General features: G+C 67.1%; 19 protein-coding genes. 9 read left to right on the top strand and 10 right to left on the bottom strand.

All coding sequences use genetic code 11. From position 1 onward, the window contains the following. Window positions 1-83: 83 nt before the first annotated feature. The 8 genes from mimD to LQD00_RS06890 form a co-directional block, all read right to left on the bottom strand. On the bottom strand, window positions 84-431 hold the full coding sequence (gene mimD / locus LQD00_RS06925; protein ID WP_006866951.1) for a propane 2-monooxygenase effector subunit MimD: 348 nt from the start codon (window positions 429-431) through the stop codon (window positions 84-86). Then, complete coding sequence (locus LQD00_RS06920; RefSeq protein WP_006866950.1) at window positions 428-1,546, bottom strand: aromatic/alkene monooxygenase hydroxylase subunit beta; 1,119 nt, start codon at window positions 1,544-1,546, stop codon at window positions 428-430. Before LQD00_RS06920 ends, mimD begins: the two co-directional genes overlap by 4 nt. Window positions 1,547-1,575: 29 nt before the next feature. Beyond that, entirely contained in the window at window positions 1,576-2,616 is a 1,041-nt protein-coding gene (locus LQD00_RS06915; RefSeq protein ID WP_006866949.1) for a 2Fe-2S iron-sulfur cluster-binding protein, read from the bottom strand. 165 nt (window positions 2,617-2,781) lie between these two features. After that, window positions 2,782-4,419 (bottom strand): aromatic/alkene/methane monooxygenase hydroxylase/oxygenase subunit alpha, encoded by a 1,638-nt coding sequence (locus LQD00_RS06910; RefSeq protein WP_040536196.1) that lies wholly within the window; start codon window positions 4,417-4,419, stop codon window positions 2,782-2,784. Window positions 4,420-4,610: 191 nt separating this feature from the next. Further along, complete coding sequence (locus LQD00_RS06905) at window positions 4,611-5,750, bottom strand: LuxR C-terminal-related transcriptional regulator (RefSeq protein WP_006866947.1); 1,140 nt, start codon at window positions 5,748-5,750, stop codon at window positions 4,611-4,613. 32 nt (window positions 5,751-5,782) lie between these two features. Beyond that, complete coding sequence (locus LQD00_RS06900) at window positions 5,783-7,165, bottom strand: FAD-binding oxidoreductase (protein WP_232716317.1); 1,383 nt, start codon at window positions 7,163-7,165, stop codon at window positions 5,783-5,785. Window positions 7,166-7,378: 213 nt separating this feature from the next. Then, window positions 7,379-8,590 carry a serine hydrolase domain-containing protein gene (locus LQD00_RS06895; RefSeq protein WP_232716316.1) on the bottom strand — a complete coding sequence of 404 codons (1,212 nt, stop codon included), beginning with the start codon at window positions 8,588-8,590 and terminating at the stop codon, window positions 7,379-7,381. 69 nt (window positions 8,591-8,659) lie between these two features. Further along, complete coding sequence (locus LQD00_RS06890; protein WP_232716314.1) at window positions 8,660-9,853, bottom strand: aminotransferase class I/II-fold pyridoxal phosphate-dependent enzyme; 1,194 nt, start codon at window positions 9,851-9,853, stop codon at window positions 8,660-8,662. Window positions 9,854-9,913: 60 nt separating this feature from the next. On the opposite strand from LQD00_RS06890, the gene LQD00_RS06885 reads away from it, so the two are divergent. Together LQD00_RS06885 and LQD00_RS06880 are read left to right on the top strand one after the other, a co-directional pair. After that, window positions 9,914-10,387 carry an NUDIX hydrolase gene (locus tag LQD00_RS06885; protein ID WP_232716312.1) on the top strand — a complete coding sequence of 158 codons (474 nt, stop codon included), beginning with the start codon at window positions 9,914-9,916 and terminating at the stop codon, window positions 10,385-10,387. Window positions 10,388-10,474: 87 nt separating this feature from the next. Beyond that, on the top strand, window positions 10,475-10,669 hold the full coding sequence (locus LQD00_RS06880) for a hypothetical protein (RefSeq protein ID WP_232716310.1): 195 nt from the start codon (window positions 10,475-10,477) through the stop codon (window positions 10,667-10,669). Between the two features lie 18 nt (window positions 10,670-10,687). Here the strand turns inward: LQD00_RS06880 and LQD00_RS06875 are convergent, their stop codons facing one another. Next, complete coding sequence (locus tag LQD00_RS06875) at window positions 10,688-11,335, bottom strand: hypothetical protein (RefSeq protein WP_232716308.1); 648 nt, start codon at window positions 11,333-11,335, stop codon at window positions 10,688-10,690. A gap of 392 nt (window positions 11,336-11,727) precedes the next feature. Here LQD00_RS06875 and LQD00_RS06870 point away from each other — a divergent pair, with 392 nt between their 5' ends. The 7 genes from LQD00_RS06870 (at window position 11,728) to malQ (ending at window position 19,684) form a co-directional block, all read left to right on the top strand. Beyond that, on the top strand, window positions 11,728-13,101 hold the full coding sequence (locus tag LQD00_RS06870; RefSeq protein WP_232716306.1) for an oxygenase MpaB family protein: 1,374 nt from the start codon (window positions 11,728-11,730) through the stop codon (window positions 13,099-13,101). Between the two features lie 74 nt (window positions 13,102-13,175). Further along, window positions 13,176-14,042, top strand: a complete 867-nt coding sequence (locus tag LQD00_RS06865) for a ParA family protein (RefSeq protein WP_232716305.1) — start codon at window positions 13,176-13,178, stop codon at window positions 14,040-14,042. 120 nt (window positions 14,043-14,162) lie between these two features. Continuing rightward, window positions 14,163-14,606 carry a lipoprotein LpqH gene (locus LQD00_RS06860; RefSeq protein ID WP_269784737.1) on the top strand — a complete coding sequence of 148 codons (444 nt, stop codon included), beginning with the start codon at window positions 14,163-14,165 and terminating at the stop codon, window positions 14,604-14,606. Window positions 14,607-14,816: 210 nt separating this feature from the next. After that, window positions 14,817-15,092, top strand: a complete 276-nt coding sequence (locus LQD00_RS06855; RefSeq protein ID WP_232716304.1) for a GlsB/YeaQ/YmgE family stress response membrane protein — start codon at window positions 14,817-14,819, stop codon at window positions 15,090-15,092. A 143-nt stretch (window positions 15,093-15,235) separates the two neighbouring features. Continuing rightward, window positions 15,236-15,889, top strand: a complete 654-nt coding sequence (locus tag LQD00_RS06850) for an SDR family oxidoreductase (protein WP_232716302.1) — start codon at window positions 15,236-15,238, stop codon at window positions 15,887-15,889. A 4-nt stretch (window positions 15,890-15,893) separates the two neighbouring features. Further along, entirely contained in the window at window positions 15,894-17,291 is a 1,398-nt protein-coding gene (locus tag LQD00_RS06845; RefSeq protein ID WP_232716300.1) for an FAD-binding oxidoreductase, read from the top strand. Between the two features lie 242 nt (window positions 17,292-17,533). Next, window positions 17,534-19,684 carry a 4-alpha-glucanotransferase gene (gene malQ, locus LQD00_RS06840; protein WP_406566972.1) on the top strand — a complete coding sequence of 717 codons (2,151 nt, stop codon included), beginning with the start codon at window positions 17,534-17,536 and terminating at the stop codon, window positions 19,682-19,684. Here the strand turns inward: malQ and LQD00_RS06835 are convergent. After that, on the bottom strand, window positions 19,647-20,897 hold the full coding sequence (locus tag LQD00_RS06835; RefSeq protein WP_232716298.1) for an MFS transporter: 1,251 nt from the start codon (window positions 20,895-20,897) through the stop codon (window positions 19,647-19,649). The genes malQ and LQD00_RS06835 overlap by 38 nt on opposite strands. Window positions 20,898-20,988 lie beyond the last annotated feature (91 nt).

The following is a 20,988-nucleotide window of genomic DNA, read 5'->3' as shown; positions in this document are numbered from 1 at the left end:
GGGGGGGGTTTGGGGGGGGGGGGGGGGGCCGGGGGGGGGTGTTCGCCGGCGCCCACGACGCAGATCGGGGGTCGGGCCTGCGCTCAGCTCGACGCGGTGAGATCGAACCCGATGAACTCGGCGGCGTCCTCGGGGCTCGCGAACAGGTAGGTCCGGTCGTCGAGGTGAACCATCCGCCCGTAGTGGGTGGAGCTGATCTCCTCGAAGACCGATCCGTCGAACTCCTGACCCAGGGCGTCGGTGAGCTCGTCGTAGTCGAACTCGAGCCGGTTGACGCCGTCGACCCGGATCATCGACGGGTACTCGGTGAGTTCGACACCTTCCTTGGCGCCCATGACGTCGGCCACGACGCGGCCGACGGGCGTGTTCATCAGGGTGACGCCGCACATGTTCGAGAACTCGGTCTGTGCGCCGAATTGCATGGAGGTCATCGGTTCAGCTCCTCGGGGATGTCGACTTCGATGGCTTTGAGTACGTCGCGGAACTTCTCGGTCGCCGCGTCGAGGCTCGTGGCGAAGGTGACCGACTTGTCCGCCGGCTGCGACCAGATCGGTTGCAGCCCACGCGCGGCGTCGAGGCAGCGCGGCACCCACTCCGAGAGCCACTCGCCGAACAATGCGCGGTTCTGCGCGCCGTACTGCTCGTCGCGGGAGAGCATCAGGAACAGGGCCCGGGTGTAGTTCAGGTCGCGGTCGTAGTCGTACTCACCGGTGCCGACGATCGTCGGGGTGATGTAATCGCCGTTGCGCGCCGCGACCTGCATGATCAGCTCGGTCCGGAACAGCGACCCGACGAGCTGCTCGAAGACGATGTTGGTGCAGAACAACAACTTCGCCCAGTCGCCGATCGCGGTCAGCCGCTCGACGGCCTCGCGGGTCGGCTGCCATTCCGGCGCCGACTGCCAGACCTCCTTGTGTGCCGAGCCGTCGAAGGCCTCCTCGGCCTCGGCGAGATCGAGGTTGAACAACGCGAGGTCCTGGGCGAAACGCAGCTTGTGCGCCGCACTGACCGCGACCGCGTTGTTGATCATGTTGGTCGGAGCGGACCGCTGGATCGAGGTGAACACGTGCAGGCCCATGCCGCTCTCGGCATGCATCCAGGCGCCGAGGTTGCGCTCGATGAATTTGAGCCACGAGGGATTCCAGCCGTCGTACACGCGGGCTCGCTTGGCATTCTGCAGACACAGATTGACCTGGTGGACCACCGCCGAGTTGTTGCGGAAGATGGTCTGTTCCCACTCCTCGTTGGGATCGAGGAAGGCATGCCAGTTGCTCGACTTCGCAGCCGTCCACTCCTGCGGATAACCGCCGGGACCGTTGCCGAAGCCGTAGATCCAGCCCTGGGTCAGGTGGCGTTCCGGGTCTGGCTGCACGTCGACGGTGACGTCCTCGTAGACCGTCGCCCGCTTCTTGGCCGGCTGATAGTAGTTGTACTTGCGGCTCTTGCTGCTCGGGAATTCCTTGGCGCCGGCCTCGGCGTCGGTGAATTCGATGCTCGGGAAACTGCGTTCGCGCTGTGGTGATTTCGGCGCGGTGGGGGCGGACATACCTGTCGTTCCTCCTCGTTCGGCGACTTCTAGTCGAAAGCCGGGCTGGTGAACTTGTCGTAGAAGGTCTGGTCCCGGGGGACCGAATGCTGGTCGGCGAGAGCGAGAGCCGCATCGACCATGGGCGGGGGGCCGCAGAAATACACCTCCGTTCGGGCGAGATCGGATTCGTGTGAGTTGACGATGTCGGTGACGTTTCCCTCGGCGACCTCGACGCCGTCCGGGGCTCCGTCGGCCGACTCCGACAGGCAGGCGACGAACCGGAAGTCGGCGATCTTCTCGCCTAGTGCGGCGATCTCGTCGAGGTAGAACAGATCCGCCGCGGTCCGGGCCCCGTAGTAGAAACGAACCGGCCTGTTCAGACCGGTTTCGCTGATGTGCCGCAGCAGCGAGAGCAGCGGGGCCATTCCGGCCCCTCCGCCGATGCAGACGATCGGCAGTACATGGCCGTTGCGCAGGGTGCACGACCCGTACGGGCCGTTGATCATGATCTCGTCGCCGGGGGAGAGGCCGTCGGAGAGAAGGCCGGCGAACAGGCCTCCCGGGTACTTCTTGATCAGGAACTCCAGCTTGTCCGGAGTGGCCTGGGTGGTCGCGATCGAGAACGAACGCTTCTCCTCGGTGCCGGGGACCGAGAGGTCCACGTACTGACCGGGTTTGAACTCGAAGGTCTCCGGTTCGACGACGTCGAGACGAAGTGACACGATGTCGGTCGTCACCGGCTCGATCGCGGCGACCCGGGTGCGCACGTCCTGGATCGGTGCGCCGCCGAGCAATTCGTCCTCGTCGAAGTTGAGGAGCTCGATCTCACAGTCGCTGTAGGCGTAGGACCGGCACAGCAGCACATAGCCCTCGGCCTCCTCCGCCTCGTTGCAGGCGAAGGTGGAGTAGTTGTCCATCTGGACATCCCCGTCGAGCATGTACGACTTGCAGGCCGAACACCGGCCCTCGCGACACCCGTGCATGAGGTGGATGCCCTGTCGGAACGCGGCGTCGAGGATCGATTCGTCCTCGGCGACCTCCATCTCGATGTCGACCGGGACGAAGTTGATGTGATGTGTGTCGGCCACGGAAACTCCTGTCTGGAAAAGGGAGGTGCTGCGCTCCTCAGGGAGCTGGGGGAGGCGATGGCTTGCGGTCATCACCGCTCCCTGAGGAGCGAGCTCGCGAGCGTCTCCTGCTCCCTGAGGAGCGAGTTGCGAGCAACTCGGAAGGGGGCGCCCACCGGCGTGCCGTCAGGCCGGCACGGCCCCGTTGGGATTGGCGCGATACGCCGCGATGTGCGCGTCCCGCTCGGTGTCGGACATCTCGTTGAGCAGCACGTTGGGACTGTTGAAGACGTTGCCGCGGACGTCGTCGAGCGTCCACATCTTCTTCGGATCCAGGTTGAGGTGCGGCTGCGGGATGAGGGTCTTGCCGTCGTCGCGGACGTAGCCCAGATCCTTGATGATGTCGGCGAGATCCTTGCCGTGATGCAGGGTCTCCCATTCGCGGAATCCGGTGAGGCGTCCCATGTTCGGGGTGTCCCGGCCGTCGTACTGGTCGCGGAAGGCGACCGCGTCGGTCCAGTGGCAGGTCTCCGAGCAGTAGGTGCGCCACTGGTCGTCGACCTTGTCCACGATCATGTCCTCACGGACGAGGCACGGCACCATGCAGGTCCAGCAACGGTGCGGGTACTCGTAGTCGACGTCCTCGAAGGCGATCGGCTTGTTGCGGCCCGGGTAGGCGAGACGGTTGTAGTTCTCCCACCACTTGCCGAACTTGTTGTACCACCCGGGGTACTTCTCCTCGAACCACTCGAAGTCCTTGTCGGTCATGGCGTCGATGCGCCAGTAGTTGACCGGCCAGCCGGTGGCGAAGAAGCGCGCCACCTCGTGGACGTAGTGCTTGTTGGTGATCCGGTTCCAGGCCTCCTCGACCAGATCGTGCGGGATCGTGAGCCCGTACTTCTCCAGCGGCAGAAGGTAACTGCGGTAGTAGTCGTCGTAGATCCACCGGCGCCACATCTCCGCGTAGCTCTCCCGGTCCTTGCGGCGGTCCTTGGTGCCGTACTCGATGAAGGTGCCGATCGCGGCGTCGACGACGCAGTGGTTATTCCACCACGCGTACCGCAGATCACGTTCCAGCAGAGGACGATTGCGCTCGTCTGCGAGAGCCATCAGCAGGATCGAGTAGCCGTTGGAGATGTGCCGCGACTCGTCGGACTGCACCGAGTGGAAGACGGTGGGGAGCAGGTAGTCGCCGTTGGCGGCGGCTTCGTCGGGCATCGCGACGAACAGCGTGTTGGTGAATGCGGTTTCGGCGACCACCGTGAGGTAGATGTTGGCTGCCGTGATGGCGTCACCGGTGATGAACCCCTCGCCGAACTGTCGGCCGATGGTGCCGGCGTAGTTGTTGGCGAATGCCTTCTCGGTGATGTCGAAGCCGGCCGGGTCGATGTAGTTGTTCATGTACAGTTTCTTGAGGTTCATCTGGATCGTCGAATGACGGACCTCGTCGATCATCTGCACGGCCAACCCGTTGTGGATCTCGGGGTTGGGGACCGCGTCGATGGCCATCGGCATCGCGCGGGCCGCCGAGATCTCGGGGAACGGGATGATCGACAGGAACAGCTTCTGCCACTCCAGCCAGCGTTCCTGGACCTGGCGGAACATGTTGCCGCGGATGGCGCCGTCCATGGCGCCGTACACACGGTTGTCCTTCTCCTCCTCCATCGGGAAGTAGGACCGCATGATCTGCTTCAGCGGGTCCTTCTTGGGGGCCTTCTCGAAGGTGTAGTCGGTTCCGAATCGAGTGGCCGGGGTCGCGAAGGTGGGCTCCCAGGACAACTCGGTGATCTTCGCGTGGGCTTTCGTCAAGCTCTGCCTGCTCAAAGTGCGCCTCCTCTTTTGAGGGAGCCGACGGGTGTGCCGGCCCGCATGGACTGGAGCGACTTCGATACAACCGTGTGATGCAGGTAACAAACGTCTCACTGTGAGACGACCGACCAAGTCGCCGGTCTTCTGACGACGAATGGAGGGCCCGCGATGCGGGCCCTCGGTGGGAATGTGCAGGTGAGCTTTGGTTATTCGGCCGACGCGTAGGAGCCGGAGGGCGTGAGCGGATCGTTGAGACGTTGCGCGTACTGGTCGAAGTACACCCGGGCGATGAGTTCGCGACGGCTCCGGACCCCGGCCTTGTCGAAGATCGACTTCAGGTGATCCTGCACCGTGTACGCGGATACGTGCAGGGTTGCGGCGATGTCCTTGGTGGCGACGTTCTGCAACACCATCTGGGTCACGTCACGCTCACGCGCGGTGAGGCCGAAGGCCTCGACGACGAGCGGGATGATCTCCGGCGGGCGCGCCTCCTCGATCGTGATGACGACCTCGCCGGGCCGGCCGTCGACCGAGGACAGCGGGGATGCGTTGATGACGAGCCACATTCCCGATCTGCCGCGGACCCGTAGGCGCGGCGGTACCTGCGTCTCGCCGGCACCGTAGCGTCGTGCGGCACCGATCAGGCCGTAGATGGGGTTCACGGCCGCCGCACTGTTCGGTCCCGCCGCGAGGTCGTCGATGCGCTCCTGGCTGCCGGCGCTCATCTGCACGATCTCGTTGTTGCGATCGATGATCAGGACGGCCGGCCCGTTGTTGATCGAGGGCCGTTGTTCGGCGACGACCGTGCTGAGCAGCCCGATCCGAACCCCGTGTGCGAGTGTCTGCGACAGCGAGCCGAGGAAGTCGATCTCGTCGTCGGTGAACGGGCGGCAGCCCGCGCCGCTGCGGAACATCGCGATCCCGGCCCACACCCGATCCCCGTCGCGGAGCACGACGCGCGCCTCGTCGTGGAAGCAGTACTCCGGGATCATGAGGCGCGTCATGCGTTCGGACTGCTGGGTCCGACCCCGGGTCAGGAGATTGAGGCCGACGGCATCGCGCTTCTGCGCCACCAGTTCTCGGTAACTCGACGGTTCGACCTGCCCGTACTCGAGAAGCCCCCATTCCGGATCCTTGTGGTCCTGACCGAGCAGGTCCCCGTACTTCCGGGCCGAGGTCAGCATGACCGTGTTGGGGTCGAAGGTGCCGATGCAGGCGGCATCGATGGGTACCGCACGACGCAACGACTCCACGGTTTCCGCGAAGAAGTCGTCGAGGCCGAGACCGGCGTGCGCCACGACTTCGATGTCGCGGCGCACGCGCTCGGCGGTCAGGCTCGATGTCATCTGGCAATCATGTTCCTGAGCTGCATCGATGTCTATCCCACAAAGCTGGGATCATCCACCCGGAGGACCCCGGTCGGGTCGTGACGGCGGCGGATCGTCTCCAGGCGTACCCGCTGTTCGGGCGTCCAGAGCTGCTCTCGTTCGGCGGCGGCGAGTCCGCAGAAGTTCAGCAGTGCACCGGCCGACCACGGCGCGACGGCCCGGGTGACGGCGGCCAGGTGTGCGCCGACCTGGTCGCCGAGGGGGCCGGCCGGCACGCCGATGGCGACGACGTTGAAGGCGCCGTGGCGTCCGGCGACCGCGTTGGGTACGCGCTGCGGTTGCGTCAGCGCGCCGCCCATCAGGCGGACCTCGACGATGGCCAGTGGGCTCGCGACGTGCGGTCCGGCGGCGTCGAGAAGGGCGTCGACGGCCGACGCCGGGAATTCGTGCAGGATGCTGCCGCGTTCGGCGGAAGGCATCGGGCCCGGCGGGTCCATGTGCACGGCGTCGAGAGCGGCGGTCGGGAGCACGTCGATGTTCTCGAGCAGGATGGGGCCGGCCGAGCGCATCGGGGCGAGAAGTGCTGCCGCGGTGGCCGGGTCGCCGGTGTGGGTGTAGCGGACGTGCACCGCGAGCTGACCCTGCAACGGGGCCGGCAGGTTGGGGTCCGGCGGCAGGCGCAGGATCGCGACCGAGGTGCCGGCCTCCTCCGGCAGGGTCGGCGCCCACTCACGCCAGGTGTGGAGCACGTCGGCCGCCGCCGAGCCGGCGAAGAAGATGCCGCCGCCGTACACGGTGGGGAGCTCGAAGAGTTCGAACTCGATGGCGGTGACGATGCCGAAGCCGTCGCGTCCGCCGAGGATCGCCCAGTACAGGTCCGAACCGGCCGAGGGATCGACCGTTCGGATGACCCCGTCCGCGGTCACCAGCTCGATCGACCGGACATGATCTGCGGCCCAACCGAATCGGCGTCCGAGCGGGCTGAGCCCTCCGCCGAGGTGGTAGCCGACCACGCCGACCGACGACGACGAGCCGACCAGGCCGGTCAGTCCGTGAGGCGCGGTCGCCGCGGCGAGGTCACGCCAGCGGACGCCGGCGCCGACGCGGACGGTCCTGGTGACCGGGTCGACGACGATGTCGGTCATCCGCGAGGTGGTGATGACGACCGTGCCGCGGCCCTCGATCGGGGCCCCGTGTCCGGTGGCCCGGGCGCCGACCCGCAGACCGTTGGCCCGCGCGTATCGCACTGCGGCGGCGACGTCTTCGGCACCGGTCGCGCCGACGACGACCTGCGCGGCCGGGATGGCCACCAGGTTGAAGCCGGTCAGTTCAGCGGTGTAACCGTCGTCGGTCGGTGTCAGGACCGGGCCTGCGACGGTGGTGACGAGGGCGTCGAGGTCGGTGAAGTCGATCGGTTCGGAGGTGATGGACACGGTGTGGTTCCTTCGCGGTTCGGTGAGCGGAGCGGATGGTGAAGCGGGGCCGGGTGCGGTGTTCCGCACCGCGGGTCCCGATGTGTTCATGGCACTCAGAGTCGCTGAGCACCTTTTGTTCCCGCCATCCCTCGAACGCCGGAAATGTCGCGGCGGAACCTCTGGAACCGGTGCGCCCCCAGATTTCTGGGAGTCCGGTCGGCAGGTTCCGGGTCAGACGCTGAGCGCGCGGTAGACCGCGGTCTCGAAGTCGAGGTATCCGCTCATGGAGGTCGGGTCGGCGAAGGGGAGGATCTGGGTGGCCCAGACGCCGCCGATCTTGTCGACCGGATCGATCCAGCAATAGAGATTCCCCAGGCCGGCCCAGGACTGGGAGCCGGCCGGTCTGCCGGTGGGCACGTCGACGTCGTTGATCATGAAGGCGTAGGACCAGGATTTCGGTGTGCCGGGGAAGAATTCGGCGTCGTTGGCCAGTTCCGGCATCACCCCGGGCAGCTTCTTGACCTTCAGGTCGCCGATGTGGTTCCGCAACGCCAACTCGACGATCTCGGGTCGGAGGACCTGGTCTCCGGAATCGGATTCGCCGTCCCGCAACCACATCCGCAGGAACCGGAGGTAGTCGGGGACCGTCGAGTACAGACCCTGCCCGCCCATGTGGACCTCGGGGTCGCGGGTTCGCTCCCATCGGTGATCTGCGATGAGGGTGTCGCCACGGCGGTGGTGCATGATCGCGCGGCGGTGCCGGGTGTCGCCGGAGAGCGTGAATGCGGTGTCGGACATGCCGAGTGGCGACAACACGCGATCGCTCATCACGTCACCGAGGCGGCGGCCGGTGATGCCCTCGATGACCTGGCCGACCCAGTCGATGTTGGAGCCGTACTCCCACGCGGTGCCCGGATCGAACAGGAGCGGTGTGCGCAGTGCGGCGTGCGTCGACTCGGAGATGGGCGGCTGCCGGTGCTCGGTTTCGAGCCGGCGGTAGGTCTCGTTGAAGAAGGAGTAGCCCAAACCTGCTGTGTGGGTGAGTAGTTGGTGAGTGGTGACGGCGGAGGCAGGTGGGCGCAGCCGTGGGTTGCCGTCGTCGTCGAATCCCTCGATCACCTCCAGGCCGGCGATGGCCGGTGCGTACTCGCTCGCCGGCGCATGCAGGTCGAGCCGCTTCTCGCCGACGAGTTGGAGCGCGACCGTGGCGGTGATCGCCTTGGTCATGGAGAACAGGGTGAACACTGAGTCGGTGGTCATCGCATGATCGGCGTCGGCGGCCCGGAGCCCGACCGCCTCGAGGTAGGCGGTCCGCTGGTCCGTGGTGACCCCGGCGACGACACCGGGGACCCGGGGCTCGCCGGTCGTCCGCTCGCGCAGGACCCTGCCCGCCTCTTCGGCGATCCGTTTCGGGTCCACGGTGTCGAGATCGGCGATACTCATGCGACGTCTCCTGGGCTCGAAGAGTGTTGCAGATCACACTCTATCCGCGAGGCTGACGTCAGATGCGGGTCACGCGGGGTTTGCGGCCCCCACGAACGCGCCGAGCCGATCGATCGCGAGAGCGAGATCCTCCGTCGACGCCGCGTAGGACAGCCGGACGAAGCGATCGGCGCCGGCGACCCCGAAATCCTTGCCCGGCGTGAGGGCGACGTGCGCCTCGCGAAGGGCGCGGTCGCAGAATTCCGCCGAGCTCAGACCGGTCGAGCTCACGTCGATGTAGACGTAGAACGCCCCGTCGGGGACGACCGGCACGTCGAGCCCGATGCGGGCGAGCCCGTCGATGACGAGGTGCTGGCGACGTGCGAACTCGCGCCGGTTGTCCTCGGCGACGGCCAGGGACTCCGGGGTGAAGCAGGCCAGCGCGGCGTACTGGGAGGGGGTGGGCGGGCAGACGTAGAAGTTCTGCGCGAGACGTTCGATGACCTCGACCAGCTCGTCGGGCACGATGCACCAGCCGAGACGCCAGCCGGTCATGCCGAAGTACTTGGAGAAGCTGTTGATCACGACCGTCTCGGCCGTACCCGCGGTGTCGGTGGCGAGGATGCTCCGCGGCGCGCGTCCGTCCGCACCGGGGTCGGACAGGCCGAGATAGATCTCGTCGACGATGGACCAGCCGCCGCGTGCGGCGACGAGATCGGTCATCGCGACCAGCTCGTCGTACGGCATCGAGGTGCCGGTGGGATTCGACGGGGTGGCGACGATGACACCGCGTGTGGTGTCGGTCCAGGACCTCGCGATGTCATCGGTCGTCAACTGGAAGCGCGATTCCGCGGTGGTCTCGATCAGGTCGACCCGCGCACCGAAGGCGTGGGCGAACTGGCGGTTGCACGGGTACGACGGATCTCCGATGAGCACCCCGTCGCCGGGATCGATGAGTGCGGCGCACGCCATGAGCAGCGCCGCCGAGGCGCCGGAGGTGACCGCGACCCGTCGAGGGTCGACCTCCGCGCCGAAATGGTGCCCGTAGAAGTCCGCGATCGCGGCCCGCAACTCCGGGAGACCGAGTGCACCGGTGTACGCGAGCGGCCGGCCGTCGCTGACCTCACGGGCTGCCGCGAGAACCGCAGGCGGCGGCCCGAAGTCGGGTTCGCCGATGTTGAGCTTCACCACGTGGTGGCCCTGCGCCTCCAGCTCGGCCGCGTTCCGCGCGAACTCCATCGCGTAGAACGGAGCGATCCCTTCGGCTCGTCGGGAGATCTTCATGGATCACATTGTGCGCGCCACCGCCGCACGCCCCGAGGCCCGGGCGGGCAGGATGTGGGGATGCCCATCCCCGACTTCATCCGCGACCTGCGTGCCCAGGTCGGTCATCGCGAGCTCTGGCTGTCGGGTGTCAGCGTGGTCGTCAGCGACGCCGACGGCCGTCTGCTGCTCACCCGGCGCGTCGACAACGGACAGTGGGCGGTCGTGTCCGGGGTGCTCGAACCCGGTGAAGAGCCTGCCCGTGCGGCGCTGCGCGAGGTCGCCGAGGAGACGGCCGTGACCGCCGAGATCGTCCGACTGACCAGTATCGACGTCACCCCGCTGATCACCTATCCCAACGGGGATCAGACGCGCTACCTCGACGTCTGCTTCCTCGCGCGGTACGTCGACGGCGAACCGCATGCGGCCGACGACGAGAACTCCGACGTCGCCTGGTTCGCACCCGACGATCTGCCCGACGACCTCACCAACACCTCGCGTCTGCGGATCTCCAAGGCCCTGAGCGGCAATCCCGAGGCCTGGTTCCAGCGCTAGGGACGGGTCTCAGGGATGTCCCTGAACTTCGCCCCATATACCGGCTGACCTGTGGATTTTGGCGGGGTGCCGGCGGAGACTCGGGGCATGAGCACATCAACGAATTCGTCAACCACGTTCTGGAAGGTCCTCGGGATCATCGCGGTCGTCCTCATCGCGCTGGCGGTGATCGGGCCGCTGCTCAAGGGGCTCTTCTGGATCGCACTCATCGGGCTGGCCCTCTACGGCGGCTACATGCTGTTCCGCTCGAAGTCCAAGGACAATCACCCGACGCCGCTGTGACGCCGCGTCGGTGAGCGATCAGGATCTCGGCAGCGGGTAGCAGGCCCACGGGGCGCAGATCTGCTCCGGGATCTCGATGCCGGGGAACCCGGGGACCGTCGGGCGAGCCGGTGTCGTGGGCGCCTCCGACCGGGGTTCCGGCGTGGCCGGCCCGGCACCCGTCACCGTGACGCGGACCGGCGCCCCGGCGGTCGGGGTCATGTTGGTCAACGGCGGGTTGGTGCTCCAGAACTGCTCGCGGACGGAGCCCGGCGGCAGGGTGATGGTGGCGCATCCCCAGTAGATGTCGTAGGTCCCGTTCGGGATCGTCGTGGGCCCGGTCGGCTTCGGCGGGTTGCCCGCGGTGACCCGCATCGGCACATTCTTCGACGTGCCGGGTGATATGAGGGCGCCGAGTTCCTCAGGCGTCTGATAACCGAAGGCCACGGCCGAGGCGGCAGGAGCGGTATTCGCCTTCACCCCGAAGATCTCGCAGCCGATGCGCTTGTTCGCATTGTTGGTGACCGCGAGAGTGATCGTGTTTCCGGACACCGACGGTGAGACGGTGACATCTCCCGGGGTGGCCGACGCGGACGGTGCGAGCACAATGGTTGTCGCCGCAGCTGCGGCGAAAGCCATTCCGGCCGAAAGCCTTCGGATACGAGCGTTCGTGGGACGAGTGGTCATGACTGTCCTTGTCTTGCGGAGGTGAGGCGGCCGCGTTCGGTGAATCGGTATCACGTGAAGCCAGGGGATTGCGGACCGTCGCGCATTTCCTCGGTTCATGAAATGTGCCGTGGTGTCCGCGCGGTCTCGGCGTAAATGTACGGCGACGCCATTCTCACAGATTTCGACGATCTCGGCAGAGTCGGGGCCGATCGAGTTACCGCGTTCTCCCGAATCATGACCATCGGTGGAAACGTCAGGGCGGGCCGGTCGCGATGCGGGGACTGGTGCGCGGTACGGGACCGCGGGGTTCGGCGCGGAGGCGGCTTCGTATACGGAACCGCTCCGGACGGGCATCGAGTTGGCTAACCTAGATTACTAAGTAGCCGGACCTCGGACCGTACGGAGACACCATGACCGTCCTCGACGATCAACTCGACGCCCTCGCCCCGCCGCCCGCCCCCGACGCCCCGATCGATCCGGTGCTGGGGCGCCCGCTGCGACCGGCACCGCCCGCGCGGCCGACGTTCAACCCGGACTGGACACCCGCCCGTCATCGACTGCTCGACGGCTGGGTCGACGTGCAGGATCGGCTCCCCGACACCGGCGGCATCGTCGCCCGCGCCAAAGACCATCTCTGGGTCGGTGATCCGGAGATGGACGCGGTCGTGCAGATGTTCCGCAGACTGCCCCCGCGGACCGGACGGCAGATGTTCGAAGACGCCCTCGACAACGGGCTGGAGACCATCGACGATCCGCCGGAGGAACTCGTCGCGCTCTTCGAGCACATCGACAACCCGCCGTCCTGGATCACCAGGGAGCGCGTCGACCGGGGCGCGATCGTCGCCAACAGCGTGAGCCCGGCGGGCAAGGCGTCGCTGATCTTCCTCAACACCCTGGTCACCGTCCAGGGAGGTTCGGTGGGCGGCGCGGTCGGAACCATGGGTCGCATGCAGCGCAACATGGTCAACCGATCGCTGGAGACCGCCGAGTTCTGGGTGCACCTGCCCGCACCGGGGGCGCTGGACCGCTATGGCACCGCGTTCAAGAACGCCGTCCGGGTACGACTGATGCACGCGCAGGCGCGTGTCATGCTGCGCAAGAAGTGGGGGGAGGAATGGGTTGCCCAGCACGGTGTGCCGATCTCCAATGCCGAGATGTCCGGCGGCATCCCGTCGTTCGGGGTCGCCAACCTCATGTACGACATCAACTACGGTCGTCACTACGACTATCGGGACCTCGAAGACCTCAACATCTTCTGGTCGTACATCGGTCACATCCTGGGTATCCGAGAGGCGATGATCCCGCGCACCTTCGGCGAAGCGGTGGAGCTCCTCGACTACGGCTATGCGGTGATGGAGCCGCCGTCGGAGTTCTCCGAGGCGCTCAACGACGTCTCCGAGATGATGCTCAACACGCTGATGGACAAGGTCAGGGTGCCGTTGATCGACGCGCAGGTGAAGTCGGCGCTCCACCAGACCCTGCACGGCCTGTATTTCTTCATCGGCGGCACGTTCCTCGGCAAGCGCATCACCGGTACTCCCGAGCCGACCCGGATCGGACGCGTCGCACCGAAACTCATCGCCGCGCAGGCGCGCCTGGCGAATCTGGATCGACGCATCCCCGGCTATTGGAAGCGGGCCGACAGGCGTCGCGCGAACGGCGACACCTACTGGGCCGTCATGCACGACGCCTTCACCAAGCTGGCCGCAGAGCAGGACGGCGGGCGCGGTCCCACCTTCGCCCACCACGACCAGAGGGTCGAGGCCCTGGGCAAGACCGGCTGAGAGTCGCTGCGCCGCGCGTTTCTCCCGGTTAGTCTGACTCGCGACGCAGGCCCACCGAACAGACCGGGGACACCATGCCGACGGTGATCGCGACGATCAGCCTCAAGGGCGGGGTCGGGAAGACCACGCTCACGGCCGGTCTCGCCGACTTCCTCGCCGGCGCCTTCGGTGAGAGGGTGCTCCTCGTCGACCTCGACGCCCAGACCAACCTCACCACGATGATGATCGGGGAGAAGGGTTGGGAGGCCTGTAATGCGCGCGGGCACACCGTCGCGACCCTGTTCGCCGACGTCCTCGACGGCACCAGCCGGTTCGACCTGGAGAGCACCGTTCAACGTGACGTGTCGTCGATCGACGGGGTTGCGGGGATCGACCTCCTCCCGTCGTCGCTCGATCTGATCGACCTGCAGGAGGAGATGAGCGCGCGCCGCGTCGCCGCCGACGACCATCTCGCCGCCGTCGAGGTGCTCCGGGGTGCGCTGGCCCCCATCATGTCCCGCTACGACTACGTCCTCGTCGACTGTCCGCCGAACGTCGGTCCGTTCAGTCTCAACGGATTGTTCATGGCGGGTGGATATCTCATCCCGACGATCCCGGACGTGTTGTCCACATACGCGATTCCGCACATTCAGCGGCAGGTCGCCGACTTCGGTGCCGAGATCGGCCGCACCATCGTCGAATTGGGTGTCGTCATCACCAAGTACCGGGCGTCGTCGTCGCTGCACCGGGACACCGTCCACCGCCTCCGACGCGATCCGACGATCCAGAACATCCTGCCCGCATATCTCCACGAGGCCAATGTGATCGGCGCGGCCGCAGACCACACGCGGTGGCCGAGTCTGCACGCCAAGTACGGCTATCACGGGCACTACGAACAGTTCCGCGATCTCACCCGTGCGGTGATGATCGAGGCCGACGTGAAACTGCCGTCGATCGCCTGAGACCCACTGCGGTGCCGAAGGTCCCGGGATTAGGGCATTTCTGTGCCAACGCGCAGCTCAACGGCTAGATTCGTCTGGAGTCCGCCGGCCGGCGGCGTTCACGACTGCCCAGGAGTTTCCATGATGAACAAGGTGCACACCGCTTCAGTCCTCGGCGCGGCGGCACTGGCCGTCGCCGTGACCGCATGCGGCTCGGACGACTCCAAGAGCACCGACGCGGAGGCCAAGGTGACCGTCGACGGCCAGGAGGTGGATCTGGCGGACAAGTCCGTCGGCTGCACCGATGCCGCCGGGAAGGTGACGATCGGGATCGGTTCCGGATCGGGTACCTCGGGCATCGGCGTCGTACTGTCCTCGGGGGATTCGCCGGAGGTCGAGTCGGTCGGGCTCGGTTCCGTGGACGGTGTGACGCTCGGCTATCAGAAGGGTGTGGGTGAGGGCAGCGCCGAGGTCGACAAGGACGGCTCCACCTACAAGATCACCGGTGAGGCGTCGGGCGTCGATCTCGCGAACCCGACCGAGAAGGTGACCAAGTCCTACGAGATCGAGGTGACCTGCCCGTGATTCGGCCATAGCCGCAGGTCGGGCCACGCCGCCGCCGGAGAAGGTCTCGGCACGACCGTCGCACGGGTCTCGATGTGCACACAGATCCGTGCCCACAGGTTTGGACCCGGAATTCCTGGGTACGTTCGGTCTTGTAGCAAATCGCACGATCTGGACGATTCGGACGATTTACGTACACACGCAGGATCAACAACTACCTAGGAGGCAAATATGCTGGGAATTGGCATCATTGCGTGGATCATCATCGGTGGTCTGGCCGGCTGGATCGCCAGCAAGATCATGAAGACCGATGCGCAGCAGGGCATCATCCTCAACATCGTCGTCGGTGTCATCGGCGGCCTGCTCGGAGGATTCCTCCTCAAGATCTTCGGCGTCGACGTCGAAGGTGCCGGATGGATCTTCAGCTTCATCACCTGCTTGATCGGTGCATGCATCTTGCTGTTCCTGGTCAAGCTCGTGACCGGGCGCGGCCGGACCCGCGTCTGATCGCAGCACCCACAGCGAACCCCGCCCCGGTTCCCGACGCACCGCGTCCGGACCGGGGTGGTGTCGTTTGCGGGATGGGTACGTTGGAAAAGTACGTCTGTCGTCGACCCCAGCACGAGTGAGCAACGGAAAGTGAGCATCCAGTGACCCGAGTGGCCATCATCGGTGGACACGGCAAGATCGCGCTGCGCCTCGCGAAGATCTTGACCGACCGAGGCGATCAGGTGACCTCGATCATCCGAAACCCAGAGCACGCCCACGATGTCGCGGAGACCGGCGCGGTCCCCGTCGTCGCCGACGTGGAGACCCTGGACACGACCGGGATCGCCACGGCGATCTCCGAACACGACGCCGTGGTCTGGTCGGCGGGAGCGGGCGGTGGTGACCCCGCGCGAACGTACGCCGTCGACCGGGATGCGGCGATCCGATCGATGGACGCCGCGGCGAAGGTCGGGGTCCGCCGCTACGTCATCGTCTCCTATTTCGGCGCCGGCCCCGATCACGGCGTCCCCGAGGACAATTCGTTCCATGCTTACGCGGAGGCCAAGGCGGCCGCCGACACCTACCTGAAGTCGAGCGACCTCGACTGGACGATCCTCGGACCCAGCGGGCTCACCGACGAGCCGGGAACGGGGAAGATCGCCGTCGGCGGGACCCGTGGCGACGGAGCCCAGGTCAGCCGCGACAACGTCGCCGCAGTGGCGGCGGAAGTCCTCGCCCGACCCGAGACGGTGCACAAGGTCATCGAGTTCAACGACGGACCCACGCCGGTCGCCGACGCGGTCGCACAGGTCTGACACCGTGCCCGGGCATGCGGATGCCCTGCTGACGCAACTGCGCGCGGCGGTCGGTGAGGGCAACGTCCTCACCGACCCCTCGGCGATGGAGGGCTTCCTCGTCGACTGGACCGGTCGGTACCGGGGCGAGGCAGATGCGGTTGTACGGCCGCGCACCACCGAGGAGGTCTCCCGGGTCGTCGGAGAATGCGCCTCTGTCGGCGCCCGGATCTGTGTGCAGGGCGGAAACACCGGACTCGTGGGTGGCTCGGTGCCGCCACCCCGCGACGACACCGGACAACCGGTGATCGTCTTGTCGACGGCCCGCATGACCGACATCGACGAGGTCGACGCGGTCGGGCGCTGCGTCGGTGCCCAGGCCGGTGCCACCGTCGACGCCATCGACGGTCGGGCCGCGGACGCGGGCCTGGCCTTCCCCATCGACCTGGCCTCCCGCGAGTCGGCCACCGCGGGTGGGGTGGTCTCGACCAATGCTGGTGGAATCCGCATGATCCGCCGTGGCAACACGCGTTCCCAGGTCCTCGGGATCGAGGCGGTGCTCGCCGACGGCCGCATCCTCCGCCGGTGGACCTCGCTGGTGAAAGACAATGTGGGATACGACCTCCCGGCGCTTATAGCCGGGAGTGAGGGAACCCTCGCGGTCATCACCCGCGTGCTGTTCAAACTCGTCGTCCCGCCGTCGACGGCGACCGTCGCGGTGGCCGCGGTCGAACACGTCGAGGACGCGATCGGACTGATCGGCGCCGCATCGTCGCGCGGGCTCACCGTCGAGGCCGCCGAACTCATGACCGAGGCCGGCATGGAACTCGTCCACGAACACGGACAACGCCGGCCGACGGCCACACCCGGGCCGTTCTACGTCCTGCTCGAGGTGTCCGGGGTCGGCGACATCGAGACGACGATGGCCGAATTGCTCGACGGCACCGACGGACTCGTCGACGCCGTCCTCGAACCGGCGCCCGCGCGAGCACTCTGGGGAGCACGCGAGAGTCACACCGAGACGATCGCGAGGTCGAGTACGACGCCGGTCGTCAAACTCGACATCTCCGTTCCCATCCGCGCGTTGCCGGAGGCATTCGCCGAGCTGGCCGAGGTCGGCGCGACAAGCGAATTCCCCTGTCGCCCCATTCTTTTCGGACACGTGGGTGACGGGAACATCCACGTGAACCTGCTCGACGTCCCCGAAGAACACGCGGGGATCGTCACCGACCGGGTCTTCGGCATCGTCGCGGCCAACGGCGGGTCCATCAGCGCCGAACACGGCATCGGCCGCGCCAAGACCGCCTGGACGCACCTGGGCCGGTCCGACGTCGACCTCGACACCATGCGCGCCGTCAAGGCGGCCTTCGACCCGCAGGGGTTGCTGAACCCGGGCGTCATCTTCGGTCTCTCCGCTCCCTGAGTAGCCGGGAGCTTGCGGAGGGCGTATCTCTCCGCTCCCTGAGTAGCCCGGAGCTTGCGGAGGGCGTATCTCCCCGCTCCCTGAGTAGCCCGGAGCTTGCGGAGGGCGTATCTCCCCGCTCCCTGAGTAGCCCGGAGCTTGCGGAGGGCGTATCTCCCCGCTCCCTGAGTAGCCCGGAGCTTGCGGAGGGCGTATCGAAGGGACGTAGCGCGGACTCGCCCGAATCCTGAGACGATGGCGAGGTGGCTGACGTGATCCCCGAGAGGTTGACCGAACTGGCGCATCGTCACGGTGTGGCCACCAGCTATGTGGGCTGGGACGAGGAGACCCACGACGTGAGCGCGGAGACGCTGGTCGCCGTCCTCACCGCGCTCGGCGTCCCCGCGGACTCGCCCGAGGAGATCGAGGAGTCGATCCGGGAGGTCGACGAGCGGCCGTGGCGCGAGTTCGTCCCGGCGGTCACCGTCGTGACCGAGGGCGGCGACAACACCTTCTGGGTCCATGTCCCGCACGGGAACCTGGTCAAGGTGTGGATCGCCACCGAGGACGGCCGCGACGTCGCGCCGGAACAACTCGACGTGTGGGTGGACCCGCGCGAGATCGACGGCGCGCTCGTCGGGCGGGCGACCTTCGCGATCCCCGACGACCTCGAACCCGGATACCACCAGATCAAGGCTCTCGACCTCGACGTCTCGACGGCGTCGAGCGCGCCGCTGATCGTCACCCCGCGCCGGCTGCACACCGCGGACCGGCTGCTGGGGCGGCAGCGGTGGGGCCTGGCAGTGCAGCTGTACTCGATCCGTTCGGCGGATTCGTGGGGCGTCGGCGACTTCGCCGATCTGACCGGCATCTGCGAGGTCGCGGGTAGTGCGTACGGAGCTGATTTCGTTCAGGTCAATCCGTTGCATGCGGCGCAACCGCACCCTCCGATCGAGGCCTCGCCCTATCTTCCGGTCACCCGCCGCTTCCTCAACCCGATCTACATCCGGGTCACCGACATCCCCGAACTCGACGGATTGTCGAAATCGGAGCGCAAGTGGTTGGACAAGCTCGCCCGCGGGTTCATGGGCGAGAACACCGCCACCGACCGGATTCGGCGCAACAAGTCCTACCGGGCGAAGCTGGAGGCACTCGAACTGATCTACGGCGTGCCGCTGAGTCCCGCGCGCAAGACCGCCCTGCGCGAGTTCCGGAAGCGGGAGGGCAAGGGCCTCAAGCGATTCGCCACCTGGTGTGCTCTGGCCGAGCGCTATGACGCCGACGACCCCCGCTGGCAGGACAAGTTCCTCGATCCGGCATACCTGAAGAAGAAGCGCCGGAAGCTGGCTCGGCGCATCGACTTCCACATCTGGTTGCAGTGGATCTGCGACGAGCAGCTCGCCACCGCGGCACATGCCGCGGAGTCCGCGGGGATGTCCATCGGCGTGATGGCCGACCTCGCCGTCGGCGTCGGCCGGCACAGCGCCGACGCCTGGGCGCTCGGCCACGTGCTCGCCTCCGGTGCGACGGTGGGCGCACCGCCGGATGGTTTCAATCAGCAGGGCCAGGGCTGGGATCAGCCGCCCTGGCATCCGCGCCGACTGGCCGAGGCCGGTTACGAGCCCTACCGCGACATGATCCGCACCGTGCTGCGCCATGCGGGCGGCGTCCGCGTCGACCACATCCTGGGACTGTTCCGGCTGTGGTGGATTCCCGACGGCATGGGCCCGGCCGGCGGCACCTACGTGCACTACGACAGCGAGGCACTGATCGGCATCCTGGCCCTCGAGGCCCAACGGGCCGACGCGGTGGTCGTCGGCGAGGACCTCGGGGTCTTCGAACCGACGGTGCAGGACACGTTGCGCGAGCGCGGAATCCTGGGCACCTCGATCCTGTGGTTCGAGCAGGACCGCAAGGCGGCGATCGCGCCGGAACGCTACCGGGAACTGTGCCTGACGTCGGTGACGACCCACGACCTCCCGCCGACGTCGGGTTACCTGGCCGGGGACCACATCGCGCTGCGCGCACGGTTGGGTCTGCTCGAGACCGGGGAAGAGGCCGAACGGGAGCGCAACGAGCGCGAACGCGACGCCGTCCTCGAACTCGCCTATGAGCGCGGACTGCTGTCGCGGGACACCCCGCTGTCGGAACCGGAGGTCGTCGACGCCCTCTACGCCGTCATCGCGCACACGCCGTCGGTGCTGTTGAGCGTCGCTCTTGTGGACGCGGTGGGGGAGAGACGGATTCAGAATCAGCCCGGCACGAGTGCCGAGCAATACCCGAACTGGTGCATCCCGCTCGCCAACGCCGACGGTGAGGTGGTGCTCGTGGAGGACCTGGTCAGCAGCGTGCGCTTCCGGCAGCTGGTGAACGTGCTCAACGAGAACGGGGTCCCGAGCGCCTCACCACGATGACCGTCAGGATCAATGCCACCAGCGCGAGCACCGCGACGCCGATGTTGAAGGCGATGCCGGCCGGCCGCAGTCCCCACTGTTCTGCGGCCACACCCTGCCCGACGATGGGCAGTGAGATCGCGACGTAGGCGACCACGAAGTAGGTGGACGTGACCTCGGCTCGCCGATCGGCCGGGCTGGCCGCGACCACCGACGCGAGTCCCTTGCTGAACGACATGCCCTGCCCCACCCCGCACACCACCGCGCCGCCGAGCAGAGCTGCGGTCGACACGGCGCCCAGGCCGACGACGGACAGGCAGGTGCCGCCGATCAGGATCGCGCAACCGGCGATCAGTGCGGGCTCGGTGGGAATGCGACGCACCACGATCTGCGTGACCGCCGAGGAGGCGAACAGTACGAAGACGAGCAAGCCGGTGAACGCACGGTCGTCGACGCCGAAGACCTGCGTGACGAACGAGGGCATCACGCCGGTGAACGTGCCCATCACCGCGAAGCCCGCGAAGGCGGCGATCGACGCGCGGAGGAACACGCCGCGCATGTCGGCCGGTACGGAGAGTCGTTGAACACCGAGACGGGCACCGGGTTTGACGTCGACCGTCTCCTGTAGTCGCCAGATGCCGGCGAAGGCGAGTGCCAAGAGAACGAGGTCGAGGAAGAACGGGGTGTGCAGGGGATCGGGCGCATACTCGGCGAGCACGCCGGCGATCAGCGGCCCCATCCCGAGTCCGCCGATGTTGGCCGCGGTCGCGACGGCGGGCGCCCGGCCCCGCCACGACGGCGGTGCGAGTTCGATGACCGCGGTCGTCGCGGCGCCGGCATAGATCCCCGCCGACAACCCGGACAGCACCCGGCCCACCAGCAGCTGCCATACCGGTCCGGCGGTGAGGAAGACGACGGCGCTGGCCACCGAGAGCAGGGCGCCGGCGATGAGCAGCTTGCGTCGCCCGATCACATCGGACCAGCGACCGAAACCGATCAGTGCGGCGATGACGCCCGCCGCGTAGACACCGAAGATGACCGTCGTCGTGGCGACACCGAAGCCGAGCTTGTCGCCGTAGAGCGAGTAGAGGGGTGTCGGCAGCGTGGTCCCGAGCATGACGACGGCGAAGGCGTAGACCGCCGCCACGAAGGAGGGGGTGGTCGAACGGGGCGCGGCCGCTGCCGATGCACCTCGGGTGGGACGGGGCGACGGGGTGCCGGATCGGTCAGTCATGAGACTGCCAAACTACCCGCCGGACCGGTCGGGAGTGCCCATCGGGAACAAATCCTCGCCATCTGTCCGTCATCACCGGGCCGGAAGCCTT

The organism is Gordonia metallireducens, assembly GCF_021245825.1.
Classification (GTDB): Bacteria; Actinomycetota; Actinomycetes; order Mycobacteriales; family Mycobacteriaceae; genus Gordonia; species Gordonia namibiensis.
This window is presented reverse-complemented; position numbering and strand designations above follow the sequence as displayed.

What these genes read in the sequence shown, in the direction of transcription:
- mimD (WP_006866951.1), bottom strand. Translation starts at nt 431, where the DNA reads ATGACCTCCATGCAATTCGGCGCACAGACCGAGTTCTCGAACATGTGC.
- LQD00_RS06920 (WP_006866950.1), bottom strand. Translation starts at nt 1,546, where the DNA reads ATGTCCGCCCCCACCGCGCCGAAATCACCACAGCGCGAACGCAGTTTC.
- LQD00_RS06905 (WP_006866947.1), bottom strand. Translation starts at nt 5,750, where the DNA reads ATGACATCGAGCCTGACCGCCGAGCGCGTGCGCCGCGACATCGAAGTC.
- LQD00_RS06895 (WP_232716316.1), bottom strand. Translation starts at nt 8,590, where the DNA reads ATGAGTATCGCCGATCTCGACACCGTGGACCCGAAACGGATCGCCGAA.
- LQD00_RS06890 (WP_232716314.1), bottom strand. Translation starts at nt 9,853, where the DNA reads ATGAAGATCTCCCGACGAGCCGAAGGGATCGCTCCGTTCTACGCGATG.
- LQD00_RS06885 (WP_232716312.1), top strand. Translation starts at nt 9,914, where the DNA reads ATGCCCATCCCCGACTTCATCCGCGACCTGCGTGCCCAGGTCGGTCAT.
- LQD00_RS06880 (WP_232716310.1), top strand. Translation starts at nt 10,475, where the DNA reads ATGAGCACATCAACGAATTCGTCAACCACGTTCTGGAAGGTCCTCGGG.
- LQD00_RS06875 (WP_232716308.1), bottom strand. Translation starts at nt 11,335, where the DNA reads ATGACCACTCGTCCCACGAACGCTCGTATCCGAAGGCTTTCGGCCGGA.
- LQD00_RS06870 (WP_232716306.1), top strand. Translation starts at nt 11,728, where the DNA reads ATGACCGTCCTCGACGATCAACTCGACGCCCTCGCCCCGCCGCCCGCC.
- LQD00_RS06865 (WP_232716305.1), top strand. Translation starts at nt 13,176, where the DNA reads ATGCCGACGGTGATCGCGACGATCAGCCTCAAGGGCGGGGTCGGGAAG.
- LQD00_RS06860 (WP_269784737.1), top strand. Translation starts at nt 14,163, where the DNA reads ATGATGAACAAGGTGCACACCGCTTCAGTCCTCGGCGCGGCGGCACTG.
- LQD00_RS06855 (WP_232716304.1), top strand. Translation starts at nt 14,817, where the DNA reads ATGCTGGGAATTGGCATCATTGCGTGGATCATCATCGGTGGTCTGGCC.
- LQD00_RS06835 (WP_232716298.1), bottom strand. Translation starts at nt 20,897, where the DNA reads ATGACTGACCGATCCGGCACCCCGTCGCCCCGTCCCACCCGAGGTGCA.